This window comes from Mesorhizobium sp. P2_F7, from assembly GCF_056403695.1.
On the sequence record NZ_JBFUFA010000003.1, the window covers coordinates 667,271 to 684,253 of the forward strand.

The window sequence follows — 16,983 nt, forward strand, 5'->3', positions numbered from 1 at the left end:
TTCATCCGAGGGCGTGGCCGGCATCTCGACCAAGCTGGCAGAGCGACAGGACGGCAAGCGCCTGTTCAAATTCTGCGTCCCGGCGATTCTCCCCGCGGTTAGGCAGATCTTTGATCGTTGCCCGTTGCTGTCGGCCGCGATGGCTCCTGACGGTCGCTAGTCGACTGGGCCGTGTAGGATGAACTGCTCACACGTAATCGGTGATGGTGAAGCTTGAACCTCCGTCCTTCAAGGCGCGGCCTGACAACACGTTTGAAAGCCAGGTCGCTCCTTTCGTCGCGAGCGGACAATATTGTTTTGGCAACACCAAGCTGGACGGCACAAGCGCCGATCAATAGTGAACAAGGCAGTCTGCCACCGCACCCGAACGCCTTGACTTACCGTCGATCGATCTTATAGCGAATTGGGATAAGCACAGGACAAGCTCCGGCTAGGCCAAGGGCTTCGATCATGGGAAACAACAGCGAACCTGGCACCTCATCAATTGCCTTCGGCCGCTTCGTGCTGACACCAATCAAACGATTGCTTACGAGAGATGGCGAGCCAATCCCAATTGGTGGCCGAGCGCTTGACATTCTGATCGCATTAACCGATCGGCCCACGGAGATCGTGAGCGGGCGCAAATTGATGGAAATTGTTTGGCCGGATGTGACGGTCGAAGAGGCCAATCTGCGCGTCCACATCGCCGCCCTTCGTGGAGTCCTCGGTGATGGTAGAGACGAACATCGGTACCTTATTACCGTTCCCGGTCGCGGATACGCGTTCGTTGCACCGTTGCTGCGCTCACCCCATAGCGGCACCAGCTCTATCTATAGTGAATCCGGATTGCAGCAACCAAAGAACTTGCCTGCACCGTTGCAATCAATTGCTGGCCGCGCCGAAACGTTGACAGAGTTGATCGCGCAGGTGCAGACAAACCGCCTGGTAAGTGTTGTAGGCCCGGGCGGCATCGGGAAGACCACTGTCGCGATAGCTGTTGCGCACGCGCTTGCGTCTGACTTTGGAAATGAAAATGTTTTCTTTGTCGATCTTGGTTCCCTGGCCGACGAAGCCGACGCTGCGAGCGCGGTTGCCGCCGCTGTTGGATGTTCTGTGCAAGGCTTTGTACCAGATCACGCGATACCGGCGTTTCTAGCGGACAAGCGCGGCATGCTCATTCTGGACAGTTGCGAGCATGTTATCGACACAATTGCGCCGCTGACAAAACGTATAGTCGCTGGGGGGCCGTCCATTCACATTTTGACTACGAGCAGAGAGGCACTTCGCGTCGAGTTGGAGAACGTACACTTGCTCCCGTCGCTTGCTTGGCCGCTTGACGCTTCGCCGTCTGCGGCTTCTGCTCTCGCTTCGCCGGCGGTGCAACTTTTCATGGAAAAGGCTGCTGCCGGCGGGCATTTGAACGGCCTTCAGGACGGCGATGCCCCCATTGTAGCTGACATCTGCCGACGGCTTGATGGGATTCCGCTGGCGATTGAGATCGCTGCAAGCCGAGCAGGAACGTATGGCCTCAGAGGAGTAGCCGGTCTCCTCAATGAGGCGGTTCCATTACAATTGCAAGGTCGGCGCAGCGCCACATCGAGGCACCAAACGATGCAGGCGATGCTTGACTGGAGTTTCAACCTCTTGTCAATAAGCGAGCAAGAGACGCTCTGCATACTCTCGATTTTTATCGGTCAATTCCCGCTCGAGGCAGCCTATGCGGTTGCGGGTGTTGTAGGCAACGACAGACAGAAACTAGCGACCACCGTTGCAAGCTTAGCCGACAAATCTCTTATTTCAATCTCGTCGGTTGGCGGCTTTGTTTACTACCGACTTCTGGATACGACGCGCGCATACTCCTCTGCCAAGCTCAAGGTTGGCAACGAGGAAAGGGCAATATCCGAGCGCCACGCTCTCTACTTCGACAATTTCCTCAAATTGAGGTTTCTAGGACAAGGTTTTGATGGCAGGGAGGCGGCAAAATACACCCCTCATCTCGGCAATATCCGTAAGGCGCTTGAGTGGAGTTTTTCTGATCGGGGCAATCCGGCCATCGGACGCGGACTCGCCGCCAATGCCGTGTTAATATTACTTGAAATTTCCCAATTTGCAGAATGCCAGAGATGGTGCCGTCAAGCTATATCTGGGCTACCTGAAAGCGATCGTGGGACCTTACTAGAGCTACAATTGTATTACGCACTGGCGCGATCGGCGCTCTACGCTCCTGGAAGCGTCAACGAGGTCAAAGACGCGTTCAAACGAGCATTGCATCTGTCAAGTATTCTACGCGACGAACGTCGTCAATTCGATCTGCTCGCCGATTTTAATGTCTATCTCGTTCGCAATGGTGATTTCGAAGGCGCGATTGCTACAGCGAAGGAAGGCGCCGAAATCGCTCAGCGAACGGGCGATCCGGCTGAAAAAATTCTTTCAGAGTGGTTGCTTGGCGCCTCGTATCACGCGACTGGCAATCAGGCCGCTGCGCTCCATCATTGCAAGAATGGTTTCCGGTTACAAGCGTTTCCCGCCTCGTCTTTGAAATTGGACCTAGCCAGCGAAGCGCGTGCGCGGTTTGCCATTACGCGATCCCTGTGGCTGCGAGGTTTTCCCGATCAAGCTCTCGAATCCGCCCATGAGACAATAGAACACATGCGCGCCTACAGCCATCATGCGTCCTACTGCTTTGCCTTAGTCTGGACGATCCCCGTCTTCTTTTGGTGCGGCGCATATAGGATGGCGTCCGAGCCGATTGAGAGCGCGCTATCGCATGCATCCAAGTATTCTCTCCCTGCCTTTCAGGCCATCGCCCGTACACAGAAGGGCGAACTCCTGCTTGTAAATGGGAACGATTCGACGGGGTTGGAGATGCTCCAGCAAGGGTACTCAACCATGCTTTCCAGCCGCTATAGCATCATAGCTTCTTCAACGTCCTGCGTATTAGCAAAGGCGTTGGCAACCTCAGCACGAGGCGAAGAAGCGTGGCAAGTGCTTGAAGTAGCTATGTCACGCGCCGATTTGGTTAACGAACAATGCTGGCGTCCAGAGTTGCTTCGAACTCAAGGCGAGATCGAGTTGATGATGCCGAAGCCAGACTTTGATTCTGCCGAGCAATTTCTTCTAAGTTCAATTTCTTGCGCGCGAGAGCAATCCGCCTTCAGTTGGGAACTAAAGGCAGCAATTCCTCTTGCCAAAATTTGGAGGGAGTTGGGTAGAAATCAGGAGGCCAGATCGCTGCTAGGAAGTGTTTACCAGCGATTTACTGAAGGATTTGGAACGCGAGATCTTATCGCAGCATGTCAACTTCTGGATCAGCTCTGACAATCCAAAGGGATAGGGAACTTTAGCTCAGAGAACAGAAAGCGGCCGGGCAAACCCTGCGTAGCAGCGAAGAGACCATGCGATTGATCGTCAGCGCGGATCGGCATGAGGAAGCGAAAGTGGCGGTCGCGCGCAAGATCGCCGTTCTGCCCCACTGCCTTTGGGTTGACGGCACCAGATTTGAGTGGGCGGAGAAAAGATGGCGTAACACGAGCTCAGTCACGGCAGTCCGAACCCGTGATATCATGCCGAGGACGGTGATGGTGGGGACCGCGTTGAATCGCCTGACGTCGAATTCGAACTTCGTTGCAACGTTGAGGCGCTCGACCCGGCCATCATCATGAGGCATCTGACCTGAGTAAGAACCATGCGTGGCAGCCGAGGCTGCAAGCTGTGGATTGTGGACGCGGCAACGCCGGCTATTGTGAAAGCGAATCTGCTCCACTGGTTGCGCCACGAAACAAAGGAAATGTGCTACGCATTGGCTGAGCTTTGAAACTACGCGCACAGGCACCTCTGCCGCGATAGATCGCGTCCGCCTCGCCTTGGGTCAACTCTGCATCTGCATGATCTGATCGATGGGCAGCATATTGTGGTTCATATGTGCCATAATCCAGAGTGATCCGACGATGACTAGGAGAACGATCAACACACCAAAGGCAAGCGCCAAGACGTTGTTGACGTTGTCGGGGCCAGTGGTGATGTGCAGGAAAAAGACGAGGTGAACGCCCATCTGGGCGATCGCGAGGACGGCCAGTGCGACAGGAATGCTCGGTTCCCAAACCAGCTCGGTGCGAGCTATTGAGAAAGACGCCAAGGTGAGCAGCGTCGCGAGCCCTAGCCCGATCAGGTAAGTCCTGATTTCTTCGGCCGCCTCGTCTCCGTCGAGGCTATCGTCACCAGGCGCGGTGTCGACGTAGTGTGAGTCTTCGTCCTGCTCGCCGTGTCTCATTGCGTGACTCCCATCAGATACACCATTGTGAACAATCCGACCCAGATGATATCGAGGGCATGCCAGAACAGGCTGAAGCAAAGCAGTCGCCGCAGAATGTCAGCCCGGTAGCCCTTGGCGAACACCTGCGCCATCATCGTAAGAAGCCATAACAAGCCTATAGCCACATGCAGGCCATGGCAGCCAACCAGCGTAAAAAAGGCCGACAGGAATGCGCTCCGCGTTGGGCCTGCCCCGAGCGCAATCATGCTCATGAACTCGCGGAACTCAATGCTAAGGAATGCAGCCCCCAGTATGAAGGTTGCGGCCATCGCGCCATAGAACCAGAATCCGTTGCGCTTCCGGGCGCCGATGGCGGCGAGGCCGCAAGTGAAGCTTGACAGGAGAAGGCAGGCCGTCTCGATGCCGACATTGCCGAGGTCGAACAGACCGCGTCCACTCGGTCCGCCGGCCGTCGCGTCAACCAGCACGGCGTAGCTCGCGAAGAATGCAGAGAACATGACGATGTCGCTTAGCAGGAAAATCCAGAAGCCGTAGCCTGCGATGATACGCTTCGACGCCGCCACACAAGCCGCATGCTTCGTGCTGTGCTGGATATCCAGCGAGCCCTGGGCGCGCTCGACCTGGTTCGGCCCGTCCCGGCCGACGGCCGGGTCGAACGCGCTCACGAGGGCGTCCCCGATAGGGCTAGTGTCTCGCCGCGCGCGGTGCGGTTGGCCCGGTCGACGCTTGCGACCACCTCAGCAGGAATTACATACTCGACTTCATCCCGCCAGGCGAAGACAACAAAGGTTGCGAACGCACCCACGGCAGCCAGGATCACTATCCACCAGATATGCCAGATCAGTGCGAAACCCATGAAGGTGGCGAAGAAGGCGCAGATGAAGCCCGTGGGACTGTTCCTGGGCATCTCGATGTCCGCATAGGGAGGTTCTTCGCCCAGCATGGCCTGCTGGCGCGCGCGCTGCTTCATGCCCCAGTAGGCCTCGCCGCCCTCTACGCTTGGAAGCACCGCGAAATTGAAGGAAGGTGGCGGAGAGGGTGTCGCCCACTCGAGCGAGCGCCCATTCCAGGGGTCGCCGGTCTCGTCGCGAAGTTCCTTACGCCGGCGAATGCTTATGGCGAGTTGCGCGATCTGCAGGATTATTCCGACCAGGATGATGGCCGCGCCGCCGGCCGCGATCAGCAGCCAGGGACGCCATTCGGGGACATCGTAGTGCTGCATGCGAYGCGTCATACCCATCAGGCCTACGACATAAAGCGGCATGAAGGCGACGTAGAAGCCCACGACCCAGCACCAGAACGATGCTTTGCCAAGCCCTTCGTGCAGCCGGAAGCCGAAGGCTTTAGGAAACCAGTAGGTGTAGCCGGCGAAGGCACCGAAGAGCACGCCTCCGATGATGACGTTGTGGAAATGGGCCACAAGGAAAAGGCTGTTGTGCAGGACGAAGTCCACCGGGGGCACCGCCAGCAGGACGCCAGTCATCCCACCGATGACGAATGTGACCATGAAGGCGATAGACCACAATATCGGTTGGGAATAGACGACCCGGCCACCATACATGGTGAAGAGCCAGTTGAAGACCTTTACGCCCGTGGGCACCGCGATAATCATCGAAGCGACACCGAAAATCGCGTTGACGTCGGCGCCGGCCCCCATGGTGAAGAAGTGGTGCAACCACACGGTGAATGAAAGTACGCATATGGCCATCGTCGCCATGACCATAGACCGATAGCCGAACAGCGGCTTGCGGGAAAAGGTCGAGATCACCTCCGAAAAAATTCCGAAAGCGGGCAGGATCAGGATGTAAACTTCAGGATGTCCCCACGCCCAGATCAGGTTCATGAACATCATCACGTTGCCGCCGGCTTCAATGGTGAAGAAGTGAAAACCGACGTAGCGATCCAGCAGCAGCATCGCCAAAGTCGCCGTTAGGATGGGAAATGCCGCGACGATCAGCAGGTTGGAGGCGAGCGTCGTCCAGCAGAACATCGGCATTCGCATCAAGGTCATGCCAGGTGCACGAATCTTCAAGACCGTGGTGACGAAGTTGACGCCGGTGAGCAAGGTTCCCACACCGGATATCTGGAGCGACCAAAGATAATAGTCGACGCCGACCCCGGGCGAGTAGGCTACCTCCGACAGGGGAGGATACGGCAGCCACCCGGTGCGCGCGAACTCGCCCACGACCAGCGAAATGTTGACCAGGAACGCGCCGGTGGCGGTGAGCCAAAAACTGACCGAGTTGAGGGTCGGGAACGCCACGTCGCGGACCCCAAGCTGCAGTGGCATGACGAAGTTCATCAGCCCGATCACGAAGGGCATTGCGACAAAGAAGATCATCAGCGTACCGTGGGCGGAGAAGATCTGGTCGTAGTGCTCGGGTGGCAAAAAGCCCTCGGAGCGGAAAGCCAGCGCCTGTTGCGACCGCATCATGATCGCGTCGGCGAAGCCGCGCAGCAGCATCACCATCGCGAGCAGGATGTACATGATTCCGATCATCTTGTGGTCCACGCTGGTGATCCACTCGCGCCAAAGGTACGGAAGCCAGCCTTTCAGCGTGACCCATGCGAGGACGCCGAAAGTCACCACGCCCACCAGGGCAGCCGTGAACAATGGGATCGGCTGGTCGAGGGGAATAGCTGCCCAGCTGAGTTTGCCCAACATGCTAGTCCTCCGTCTGTGGGGATACGCTCGGATTGGGCCGGCCGGTCTGCGGGCCAGGTCCAGGCGGCAGTTGCTGTGTGACGATCTGCTGGAAGAGGTCAGGATCGGCCGCACGGAAGGTGAAAGGAATGGTGTTCACGCTTTGCCTGGCCAAGGCAGCGTAGCTCTTGGCATCGAGGCTTGGCCCCATGCCGCGCGTGGCATCAATCCAGGCAGCGAACCGCTGCGCAGACACCGCCTGCACCTCGAAATGCATGTCCGAGAAACCGTCGCCACTATAGTGGCTCGAAAGGCCCTGGAACGTGCCAGGAGCGTCCGCGCGCAGGTTCAACTGCGTTGTCATGCCGTTCATCGTGTAGATCATGCTACCGAGCCGCGGTACGAAGAACGCATTCATCACGCTCGCGGACGTCAGCGAGAAATGAATGGGAGTGTCGGCAGGAATGACAAGATGGTTCACGCTCGCTATACGCTGGACTGGGTAGATAAAGAGCCACTTCCAATCCAATGCGACCACCTGGACCTCCAGCGGGCGCGTGTTTGATGTCAACGGTTTCGCGGGATCGAGTTCATGGGATCCGATCCAGGCCACTCCGCCTAGAAGCATGATCACAAGTAGAGGAATGGACCAGACGATGAGCTCGACGCGGCCCGAATACTCCCAATTTGGCGTGTAGGTCGCTCGTGTGTTGGTGGCTCGAAACCACCAAGCGACGATAAAGGTGGCGACGATCGTCGGCACCACGATGGCGAGCATGATGGCGAGCGAATCTATGAGGATCGTTTTCTCAGCAATCCCGACTGTCCCTTGCGGATCGAGAACCGCTGGCTGGCATGCCGTCAAAACGATCGGCGCCAGGAAGACGGTGCATGCCGCGACCATGGCGCTCGTCGAGCGACTACACGGCAAATGCCGTTCGCGGTCCGGCAGTCCATCCGACCTAGCGGGCATCACTGAGCTCCCTCACGCCGTCGTGAGCATCCTGGACTGTGCTTCGCGTCCGAGCGCGGTCCGAAACGACAACAAGAACTGCAAGGGAAGCGAGGGCAGCGTCACCGGCTCGCGCACCCGGCTGCGCGATGCTAAGTCGGCACGACGGGCGACTTCTCCTTGCGCAACGCGTGCAGAAACTGCGAGTCCACACGCAGGCTGGCGCGAACTAGCTCCGGCGGTGTGAGAGCAAGCCACTGGTTCAGTGACACATCGGCGAAGTGGTCGCTCTTGAATACCTCCAGATACCGCAGTGTCGTGTTGCCTGTGTTCTCGATGTAGTGGCCCATGGCAAAGGGTACGTAGCCGACGTCGTTGGCTTGGAAGTCGAATGTGCGGGCGGCGCCCGAGGCCGCAAACACCCCCATGCGAGCCTGACCCTGAATGTAGTACTGCCATTCGTTCGTATTCGGATGCCAATGCAACTCGCGCATCGCTCCCGGCTCAACCTCGACCAGGGCCGCCGCGATTGTTCTGGAAGCCGGGAACACGTTACTGTCGGTAATCCGCGCAGTGCCATGTTTCATCTTGATCGGAGGCTGTGCCATCATGCGATGGCTGAAGCTGTGCGGGACCTCAACCGCGCCCGCGATCTTGTCTGCGCTCAGCGGCCCCGGAACCGGAGCGGGAAACATGTAAAGGTCGCTCGGATCGGGGACGTTCGCAAGGCTCGATGCCGGAATGCCGAAATTCTTGGCGAGCACCTCGGGAGGCGTGTGTTTCAGAAAGTCGCTTAAGAGGAAGGTGTTGTCCTCGTCGAAGTCGCCGTCATCAAACACCAACAAGAATTCCGTCCCGTCCGGATCAAGGCCCTGGATCGAGTGAGGAATGCCCGACGGGAAATACCACAGGTCGCCCGTGCCGACGTCGTCGACGAAATTTCGGCCATCGGCATCGACCGCGGTGATGCGTGCTCTCCCGTACAGTACATAGGCCCACTCGGCGGCCTTGTGCCAATGCAACTCGCGCACACCGCCGGCATTCAGGCGCATGATCACGCCGGCAATGTCCTTGGAGACGCCGAGTTCGCGCGCAGTCACCTGCCGTGTCCAGCCACCGCCAGACAGTCGGATATGGGCATCGTCGAACGAGAAGCGCAGATTCGGAAGTTCACCCGAATCCGTGCTCGGCGGGACCAATAGATCCGGATTCTGGGCTGTTCGGGACGGATTCATCGGACCAGGGTTGGTGCCGCCGCGACCGTTGGCTATCGGCTCGCTTTTCTGCGCCTGGGCCAGTGTTGCCGTCGTGAACAAGCCGCCAACTGCTGTCGCAGCCAGCAGAGTTCGACGGGACATCCTATCGGCGGCTATGCTCATTTTGTTTTATTCCTTGCTACAGGGGCTTTTCGACGGCGCCAATTGGTCGGGACACGGGCATAAGTGTCCGCCTGTCGCGCAAGACACACGGTATCGATCTGGCGCTGACCAGGTCTTTCTTGTTGTGGTACGCAATAGCTGAATCGCACGATGATCGTGGCGGTCAGAAGTAAAGCGGTACGGAGGAACGCTGCTCGCGATCGTCTTAGGGCGCTTTCGGCAAATGGACGCTCAAGCTATCCCGCTAGCCAGTTTCTATCTTTGCATCCACGAAAGCGCGCTGCTCTTCAGTCCAAAACCGAATGCTAAGAGCGTCGCGCCTTGCATGGTCAGGTCGACTGCCAGAATCGCGCCTGGCGCCGCCAGAGTATTGAGTGGCCGCCAAAAGAGGATGACAAGGCCCGCAAGAAGCGTGACTACCCCTGAAAACGCAACCCAGCCCCAAGCCAGATAGCGCCTGGACTGTAGGCCTACCCAGAACCGCAGCATGCCTGCCGCAATGAGTGTGATTGCCAGCACGAGCGTGCCTCCCGAGGCCGCAAGCAGTGGATTGTGGAATGCGGCGATGCCGGCGATTGCATAGGCGAAGCCGCTCAGTAGCCAGAATGCAAACGATCTCCATCCCTGAATATTGAAAGCGTGCACGACCTGCGCGATGCCGGCGGCCGACATCAACACGCCAATATAGTAGACGGATAGCACCGTAGCGGCGAACAAGTTCGCGTATCCCAGAAAGCCCAGGCTCAGCAGCGCTATGCCAAGCATTATAAAAAGGTAGCATTTTGCACGCAACTCCGGGAAGGTTGAGCCGAGATTGCGGGACCGGTCGATCGCATGTGCCATGAGTTCCTCCTTCAGTTCAGTCGAGAAACGCCGCCGGATGGAGATGCAGACGGCGAGGGGTGGATCCCGCCCAGGGGCGTTAAACCGGACATAATGCTGTTTCGTGATACCGCTCTAGTCGCTGCCAGGACTTGCTCGTTGTTGCCTTAGCCGGCTCTGATTTGCGGGTTTTCAGCCAGATCTTGGGCTCACTTCCAAGCCTGTGTCGTTGATGGGCCAGTCGGTCTCTAGGGATTTGCGGCGAGGTGTTGCAGTGACAAAGGTGCAATTAGGCACCGCCGACAGCAATTTCGAACAAGCAGAAAGGATTCAGTCGCCTAGGTTGGACTGCGCGCCACGGAGAGTCGATCAGCAGCGCAAGCGTCGACCAGGAACCGAGCAGAGACCTTATGCGGCACAGACTATCTCCGCCAGCATCCGGCAATTCGCGGCTGGTGGCCCCTCTGGCCATCCTTCTGGCGGCCGGGATATTCGTTGTCGATACGATTGATCCATTTTCTGGAGCGGTAGCGGTTCTCTATGTGGTCGTTATTCTGCTGGCAGGCGCCGCCTTCCGTGGGCGTGGCATTGTCCTGTGTTCGTTCGGCTGTGCAGCGCTCACATTGTTGAGCTTCTGGATTGTTCACGGAGACGAAGCCAGTGGAGGCGCCCTCAGCCGGTGTCTCATGAGCATCTCGGCCGTTGCCATTACCAGCCTTCTTGTCCTTAAAAACCAGTCGACCTCAACCGACCTTTCTGAAAAGGCCCAGCTGCTCGATTTGACGCATGATGCAATTTTTGTACGCAGCATGGGCGATCTGATCACTTATTGGAATCGTGGCGCCGAGGCCATTTACGGCTGGTCCGCCGAACACGCGGCGGGAAAGTCCAGCCATCGGTTCTTGCAGACTGTCTTTCCAGCCAGGCTGAACGAGATCAATCGGGAACTTCTCAATGCCGACCGCTGGGAAGGTGAGCTCTGGCAAACGAAGCGGGACGGATCCCTCGTTGTCGTTTCCAGTCGATGGTCGCTGAAGAGGGATGCCGATGGCAATCCGTTGGCGGTTCTCGAAACGAATACGGATATATCGCGGCGCAGGCGCGCCGAAACCGAGGTGCTGAAGGCTCAGGCCGAACTCGCCCATGTGACGCGCCTTACCACCTTGGGTGAATTGACGGCCTCGATCGCGCACGAAGTAAATCAGCCGCTTGCCGGCATCGTTATGAACGGCGAGGCTTGCCTACGATGGGTCGATCGCGACAAGCCCGATCTGGATGAGATACGCAGCGCGGTCAGGCGGAGCATCGCTGACGCCCAACGCGCCAGCGATATCGTCCATCGAATCCGGGCATTGTCCAAGAAAGGCGACGTCCAGATGATCCTTGTCGATGTGAACGAGATCGTCAACGAGGCTATCGTGTTGGTGCGGCACGAGCTCGTTGCAAATCGCATCACTCTGAAACTGGATCTGGCCCACAGGCCGCTGCCCTCACTTGGCGACCGTATCCAGCTTCAACAGGTCCTGATCAATTTGTTGATCAACGGGATTCAGGCAATGGCGTCTTGTAAGAGCGACTTACGGGAAATTCTCGTGACGACGTCGATCGATGGATCCAACCAGGCAAATGTAAGGGTCCGAGATACTGGACCGGGCATCGATCCTGAAAGTGCCCGTCAATTGTTCAATGCTTTTTACACAACCAAGGCGGATGGAATAGGCATGGGGCTGTCGATCTGCCGATCGATCATTGAATCACACGGAGGCCATGTGTGGATCGTGCCCAATCCCGGTGGCGGCGCGATATTCCAGTTCTCTCTGCCAGGCGTCGAAAAGGAATCCGGACGATGATCCGGCCCCCTGTCTCTCCCTTCCAATCACCAGGCAACATCGGCGCCGTGCCCCCTACCGTTCTGGTCGTGGACGACGATCCGTCCTTACGCGAAGCTTTGAGCAGCCTCTTCCGATCTGTCGGTACGCGCGTCGAGCTGTTCGGTTCTGCTCCCGAACTGCTGAACAGTCGTCTTCCCGACGGTCCGAGCTGCCTTGTGCTCGATGTCAGGCTGCCGGAGGTCAGCGGACTTGATTTTCAAACGCAGTTGACCAATGCAGGCGTTCATCTGCCGATCATTTTCATGACCGGTCACGGCGACATTCCCATGTCTGTGCGCGCCATGAAGGCCGGCGCCGTAGATTTCCTCACCAAGCCCTTCCGAGATCAGGATATTCTGGATGCAGTCGCCGGCGCACTGGAGCGCGATAGGCAGCGAAGAGAGCGAGCCCGCGCGCAGTCGGAACTGCAAAGCCTGCTGAGCACCCTGACCCCCAGGGAGCGGGAGGTAATGGCGTTCGTCGCGACTGGATTAATGAACAAGCAAATCGCTGGCGAGATGCAACTCAGTGAGATTACCGTGAAAATCCACCGCGGTCGGCTGATGAAAAAAATGGGTGCCAGAACTCTAGCCGACCTGGTGAAGATGGCCAGCGCTTTGGGGATAGACGCTCCCGGGAAGTAAATCCGTTACACCTCTGTATAACTTCCGCTTTCACGATTGTAGGCGCAACGTCCGTTGAGAAACATTCGCTTAAGCAGTAATACCTAGGCCATCGGAAAGCGCAGAGGAGTTCTGAATTGACCCGTACAGCGATGATTTCGATCATCGACGACGATGAGTCCGTTCGACTTGCGGCCGCAAGCCTCGTTAGATCATTGGGCTTCATCGCATCAGCGTTCGAATCGGCCGAGGACTTCCTGAAGTCATCCAATCTGGAAGATACGTCGTGCTTGATCTGCGATATCCAGATGCCCGGAATGACAGGAATAGAGCTGCAGGATCATTTGATCGAGCATGGCTATCGCATACCAACCATCTTGATCACTGCCTTTCCGGAGGAGCGCATCCGTAAACGCGCTCGGGAAACGGGCGCCATCGGCTTCTTCCGCAAGCCCTTGGATAGCCAAGCCATGATCAACTGTATCGATTCAGTACTTCATGCCAGGCGCTAACGGCACGTGGGTGCACCTTGGCCCTGTGAGCGAAGAACGCGGCCAGCTGCGGAAGCTTCGAACAGAAGCACCCAACATTGAAAGTGTATCCCCGCGACGTAGGTAAGGAGAGCTTCATGCCGCGCCCATCAACAACAAATCTTTCGAGCGAAATCGGGCTTCGTCGCTATCTCGACGCGATCAAACATCTACCCATGCTGACGCAAGAGCAGGAACAATCGATGGCGAAATGCTGGCGCGAGCACAACGATCTGGAGGCTGCTCACCGGCTGGTGGTGTCGCATCTTCGCTTGGTTGCTAAGGTTGCCATGCGTTACCGCGGCTACGGACTACCGATGTCGGAGATAATATCAGAGGGCAGCATCGGCCTGGTCAAGGCAGTCAATCGCTTCGAACCGGAGCGCGGCTTTCGGTTGGCCACTTATGCCGTCTGGTGGATAAAGGCGGCCATTCAGGAATATGTTCTGCGATCCTGGTCGCTGGTGAAGATGGGCACGACGCCCAATCAAAGAAAACTGTTCTTCAATTTGCGGCGGCTTAAGGCTCGCCTCGCAGCGCTCGAAGATTATGATCTGCATGCGGATCAGGTGGAATTCATCGCAAATAAACTTGGGGTGACGGAACAGGAAGTCGTCTACATGAACAGCCGCATGAGTGGAGATACGTCGCTCAACGCGCCCCTGCGAGGTCGAGCCGAGGGCGAATGGCAGGATTTGCTGGTTGAAGGCGAGGACGACCAGGAGCACAAGCTCGTTCAGATCGAGGAGGCTTCCAACCGGCATAGAGCGCTGGTCGACTCGCTCGGCGTGCTCAACGAACGCGAACAGCGCGTCCTTGAGGCGCGTCGGCTTGCGGATAACCCGAGGAGCCTGGCGGATCTCTCCAGCGAATTTGGCGTTTCGCGCGAGCGTGTGCGTCAAATTGAGGTGCGCGCCTTCGAAAAATTGCAAAATGCAGTGAAGGTCGTCTATGCGAAACGGGACGCCATGCGTCGGCGAACGCATGACCTTGGAGTTGCGTCCATTCCACATCCTGACCCCGGCGCGTCTTGGGGCAGCCCATAGGCTACCAGCCACATCCGACGGGACGACCGTTCCGTTCTGGTCAGACCGGTGTATCTTCCCACCAATGGCCGGAGGGCGCGCTGCGCACCTGTGTCGTGGCCACATTCGCCGGCACCTCAGGACTCATCAAGTAGTATACGTAATTTTAAGATATATTTGCGTCAAACCACCGTATTATGCCGAAGTTCGAATCCTGTATCTATATGTGGATGGCTTTCAGCGACTAAGAAAGCTTAAAAACAGGAGCGTATTATGAAAACGGCAAAAACAGTCTTGGCGACGATCACCTTGGGCGCAATGCTGGCAGCTGGCTCAGCGACGGCCTCGATGGCGCACGGTGGTGGCGGCGGGCACGGCGGCGGCTTTGTCGGCGGCGGCAATTTTGGCAGCGGTCATGGCATCAGTATGGGCGGTGGGGGCCATGCCGGAGGCTTTGACGGTGGCCGCGGCGAAGGCTTTGGAGGCCATGGCATGAACCCTGGCAGCGACGGTCGTACCGCAAGCCCGGGTGATGGCGGCCATTACCACGGGGTCTATATCGGCGACGGTCATAGGTTCAGAAGGGATCGCGGTTTCGGCAGCGACTTCTATGACGACGGCTACTGTGGTTACCCGTATCCATACTACGGCTATCTCGGGTACCCATATTGTCCGTGATCCCCGTCTTCGAATCCGGGCTCCACAGTGAGAGTGGGGACCGGATTCGACGCCGAAAGATCTGCCTTGCATGTCAACCGAACCGCGGCCTGACAGATTCTCATCTCACGGCCGATGTCACCCAAGAGTATTATATATATTCACCAAATCTAGAGCCTATTCCAAGAATTGATCACAGAAATAATAACCAATTCTTCCATCAACCGTCTTGGAATATGCAATCTACAGGAGCGTATCGTGGGAAAATCAGCAACAAGATTTGCAAAGATCGTGTTGGCCGTGATGATGGCGACCGCGACGGGAACGGTTTCAATGGCGCGCAGCGGCGACAGCGTCGGTCATGCCGTACAGTCTGGTAGCGGTGCCTTTGGTAACCGCCAGCACGACAAGAACTTTTTTGACGATCGGAAACTTCGCGATCTGCAGAATGACAGCCGGTCCTGGTTGAACGACGACACCGACACGGCTTACTGCTCGTTTGATGCCGTGAATTCGAGTTACTATGGATCCAATGGAAACTGGCACTCTTGCCTGTGACCCAAGCCCGCCAACGGGAGTGGTTTGAATTGAAGCGGACCTGTTTCCGCTCAAATCAGCAAGTTGACCGATTTCAGAACCAGCTTGCCCAAGGTCGACGTCGAGCCCTTCTTGCTGTCGAGGTCATGCCGGCTTTCCCGCTTTCGAAGTTCGTTCGGCATTGATCGGCGGGTTCGGCGCTACGTCCGGATACCTCAATTCCCACCCGCCACCGAGCGCTTTGTACAATTGAACGAGGTCGATCGAGATGTTGGTCGTGCTCTGTGCGTGATCCTGTTCGGCTTGCAGCAATGTGCGTGCGGTATCGAGCACGGTCTCGAACTCGGTGACTCCGTCATTGTAGCGGTCACGGGCCAGCGACAAGGCCTGACGCAGATGCTCGACTTGCCTGGCAAGTCGGGAGCGCCGCTGTCGTTCGGTGCGGTAGTCGATGAGAGCATCGACAACTTCGTGCCAGGCGCGCAGCACCGCCCTGTGGTAGGCGATGGCCGCCTCGACCTGCTGGGCCTTGCGAAGCTCCAGTGTCGCCTTTAGCCGGCCACCCTGGAAAATCGGTATCGAAATGCTCGGACCGAGATTGGTTGTGATAGCCCTGGCCGTCAACAAGCTCCCCACCTTGAGGGCGTCGAAGCCCACTGATCCATTCAGCTGGATGGAGGGATAGAATTCGGCCACTGCCACTCCGATGTCTGCGGTGGCCGCGTGAAGCTGGGCTTCCGCGGCGCGAATGTCCGGGCGCCGCCGCGCGAGATCGGAAGGAATGCCGGCCGGAACCCGGGAAGGCATCGGCACCACCTGCTTCCCGGTGGCGAGTTCGCCGCGCAGCGCATCGGGCGGCAAGTCGAGCAGGAAGCTCACGGCGTTGATCTGCTGCGCCTCCTGTTGCTGCAGGCTGGGCAGCTGGGCACGGATGGCTTCGACCTGCGCGGCGGCGTTCTCGACATCCAGACTGGTTGTCAAACCCTGCATCTGACGCGTTTGCGTCAGCTGCAAAATGTCACGCTGGATCTTTAGATGGTCGTTGGCGATCCTGATCAGGGTCTGCGTGCCGCGCAGCTGGATGTAGTCGCGTGCGGTTTCAGCGAGGCTCGAGACAAGCGCGTCACGCCGCCGTTCCTCTGAAGACTGGACCTGCGCATCCGCAACTTCGACCTGGCGGCGGACATGCCCCCAAAGGTCGAGTTCCCAAGATGCGTCGAAGCCGCTGGCAAACAGGTCGGCTGGCTTTGCGGAAGAAATCGTGCTGCCCGGTGAACCAAGCAGAGCGCCGATCAGGCTGCCTTTGGCACTCACGTCGTCAAGACTTTGATGTTGGTATCTGGCGCTGCCATTCAGGCCAGGCAGTTGAGCGGAGGCTACGGCTGCGCGCTGAAAACGGCTTTCTGCGAGCCGGATTGTCGCGGTCTTCACATCGAGGTTGGCGTCGGCGACGCGCTGCATGAGCGAGGTAAGCGCCGGGTCTTGAAAGGCCTGCCACCAGGCAGGGTCGACGGGCTCGAGAACCATCGCACTGGATCCCCGGGAGTTTTCCAGCGCAGCTGCCGCGCCATTCGTAAACCAGCGTTTCGGCAAGCCCGGATCAGGCCGAACGAAATCCGGTCCGACAGTGCAACCTGCCAGCGCGAAAATCACTGGAACTGCCGCAACAGCGCGCAAATTTTTGCCCATGA

At 57.8% G+C, this 16,983-nt stretch carries 14 protein-coding genes; 7 read left to right on the top strand and 7 right to left on the bottom strand.

The genetic code is table 11. The features are described from left to right. Positions 1–450: 450 nt before the first annotated feature. The gene (locus AC1DZ8_RS13050; protein ID WP_477306252.1) at positions 451–3,297 is read left to right on the top strand and encodes an ATP-binding protein; all 2,847 of its coding nucleotides are present in this window, start codon (positions 451–453) and stop codon (positions 3,295–3,297) included. A gap of 550 nt (positions 3,298–3,847) precedes the next feature. On the opposite strand, the gene cyoD is transcribed toward AC1DZ8_RS13050, so the two are convergent. The 6 genes from cyoD to AC1DZ8_RS13080 form a co-directional block, all read right to left on the bottom strand. Continuing rightward, on the bottom strand, positions 3,848–4,249 hold the full coding sequence (gene cyoD, locus AC1DZ8_RS13055) for a cytochrome o ubiquinol oxidase subunit IV (RefSeq protein WP_477306254.1): 402 nt from the start codon (positions 4,247–4,249) through the stop codon (positions 3,848–3,850). After that, complete coding sequence (locus AC1DZ8_RS13060) at positions 4,246–4,851, bottom strand: cytochrome (ubi)quinol oxidase subunit III (protein ID WP_477306288.1); 606 nt, start codon at positions 4,849–4,851, stop codon at positions 4,246–4,248. Before AC1DZ8_RS13060 ends, cyoD begins: the two co-directional genes overlap by 4 nt. Before the next feature lie 62 nt (positions 4,852–4,913). After that, positions 4,914–6,917, bottom strand: a complete 2,004-nt coding sequence (gene cyoB, locus AC1DZ8_RS13065) for a cytochrome o ubiquinol oxidase subunit I (RefSeq protein ID WP_477400984.1) — start codon at positions 6,915–6,917, stop codon at positions 4,914–4,916. Position 6,918: 1 nt separating this feature from the next. Then, on the bottom strand, positions 6,919–7,869 hold the full coding sequence (gene cyoA, locus AC1DZ8_RS13070; protein ID WP_477400986.1) for a ubiquinol oxidase subunit II: 951 nt from the start codon (positions 7,867–7,869) through the stop codon (positions 6,919–6,921). Between the two features lie 131 nt (positions 7,870–8,000). Further along, complete coding sequence (locus AC1DZ8_RS13075) at positions 8,001–9,227, bottom strand: oxalate decarboxylase family bicupin (RefSeq protein ID WP_477306260.1); 1,227 nt, start codon at positions 9,225–9,227, stop codon at positions 8,001–8,003. Positions 9,228–9,482: 255 nt separating this feature from the next. Then, positions 9,483–10,070 (bottom strand): HdeD family acid-resistance protein, encoded by a 588-nt coding sequence (locus AC1DZ8_RS13080; protein WP_477306262.1) that lies wholly within the window; start codon positions 10,068–10,070, stop codon positions 9,483–9,485. Between the two features lie 434 nt (positions 10,071–10,504). Here AC1DZ8_RS13080 and AC1DZ8_RS13085 point away from each other — a divergent pair, with 434 nt between their 5' ends. From AC1DZ8_RS13085 to AC1DZ8_RS13110, 6 genes are all read left to right on the top strand, one after another. Next, the gene (locus tag AC1DZ8_RS13085; RefSeq protein WP_477306264.1) at positions 10,505–11,899 is read left to right on the top strand and encodes a sensor histidine kinase; all 1,395 of its coding nucleotides are present in this window, start codon (positions 10,505–10,507) and stop codon (positions 11,897–11,899) included. Beyond that, positions 11,896–12,564: a response regulator transcription factor gene (locus AC1DZ8_RS13090; protein ID WP_477306266.1), complete on the top strand. Its 669-nt coding sequence runs from the start codon at positions 11,896–11,898 to the stop codon at positions 12,562–12,564. The genes AC1DZ8_RS13085 and AC1DZ8_RS13090 overlap by 4 nt, the downstream gene beginning before the upstream one ends. Before the next feature lie 116 nt (positions 12,565–12,680). Then, positions 12,681–13,055 carry a response regulator transcription factor gene (locus AC1DZ8_RS13095; RefSeq protein ID WP_477306268.1) on the top strand — a complete coding sequence of 125 codons (375 nt, stop codon included), beginning with the start codon at positions 12,681–12,683 and terminating at the stop codon, positions 13,053–13,055. A gap of 116 nt (positions 13,056–13,171) precedes the next feature. After that, positions 13,172–14,119 (top strand): RNA polymerase sigma factor RpoH, encoded by a 948-nt coding sequence (gene rpoH, locus AC1DZ8_RS13100; RefSeq protein ID WP_477306270.1) that lies wholly within the window; start codon positions 13,172–13,174, stop codon positions 14,117–14,119. A 252-nt stretch (positions 14,120–14,371) separates the two neighbouring features. Continuing rightward, positions 14,372–14,776, top strand: a complete 405-nt coding sequence (locus tag AC1DZ8_RS13105; protein ID WP_477306272.1) for a hypothetical protein — start codon at positions 14,372–14,374, stop codon at positions 14,774–14,776. 237 nt (positions 14,777–15,013) lie between these two features. Beyond that, entirely contained in the window at positions 15,014–15,313 is a 300-nt protein-coding gene (locus AC1DZ8_RS13110) for a hypothetical protein (protein WP_477306274.1), read from the top strand. 123 nt (positions 15,314–15,436) lie between these two features. Here AC1DZ8_RS13110 and AC1DZ8_RS13115 read toward each other — a convergent pair whose 3' ends face one another. Further along, a complete protein-coding gene (locus tag AC1DZ8_RS13115; RefSeq protein ID WP_477306276.1) occupies positions 15,437–16,981 on the bottom strand; it encodes an efflux transporter outer membrane subunit in 1,545 nt (514 codons plus the stop codon). Positions 16,982–16,983: the final 2 nt, after the last annotated feature.

Coding starts and splice junctions, on each gene's coding strand:
- AC1DZ8_RS13050 (WP_477306252.1), top strand. CDS start 451: ATGGGAAACAACAGCGAACCTGGCACCTCATCAATTGCCTTCGGCCGC.
- cyoD (WP_477306254.1), bottom strand. CDS start 4,249: ATGAGACACGGCGAGCAGGACGAAGACTCACACTACGTCGACACCGCG.
- cyoA (WP_477400986.1), bottom strand. CDS start 7,869: ATGCCCGCTAGGTCGGATGGACTGCCGGACCGCGAACGGCATTTGCCG.
- AC1DZ8_RS13075 (WP_477306260.1), bottom strand. CDS start 9,227: ATGAGCATAGCCGCCGATAGGATGTCCCGTCGAACTCTGCTGGCTGCG.
- AC1DZ8_RS13080 (WP_477306262.1), bottom strand. CDS start 10,070: ATGGCACATGCGATCGACCGGTCCCGCAATCTCGGCTCAACCTTCCCG.
- AC1DZ8_RS13090 (WP_477306266.1), top strand. CDS start 11,896: ATGATCCGGCCCCCTGTCTCTCCCTTCCAATCACCAGGCAACATCGGC.
- rpoH (WP_477306270.1), top strand. CDS start 13,172: ATGCCGCGCCCATCAACAACAAATCTTTCGAGCGAAATCGGGCTTCGT.
- AC1DZ8_RS13105 (WP_477306272.1), top strand. CDS start 14,372: ATGAAAACGGCAAAAACAGTCTTGGCGACGATCACCTTGGGCGCAATG.
- AC1DZ8_RS13115 (WP_477306276.1), bottom strand. CDS start 16,981: ATGGGCAAAAATTTGCGCGCTGTTGCGGCAGTTCCAGTGATTTTCGCG.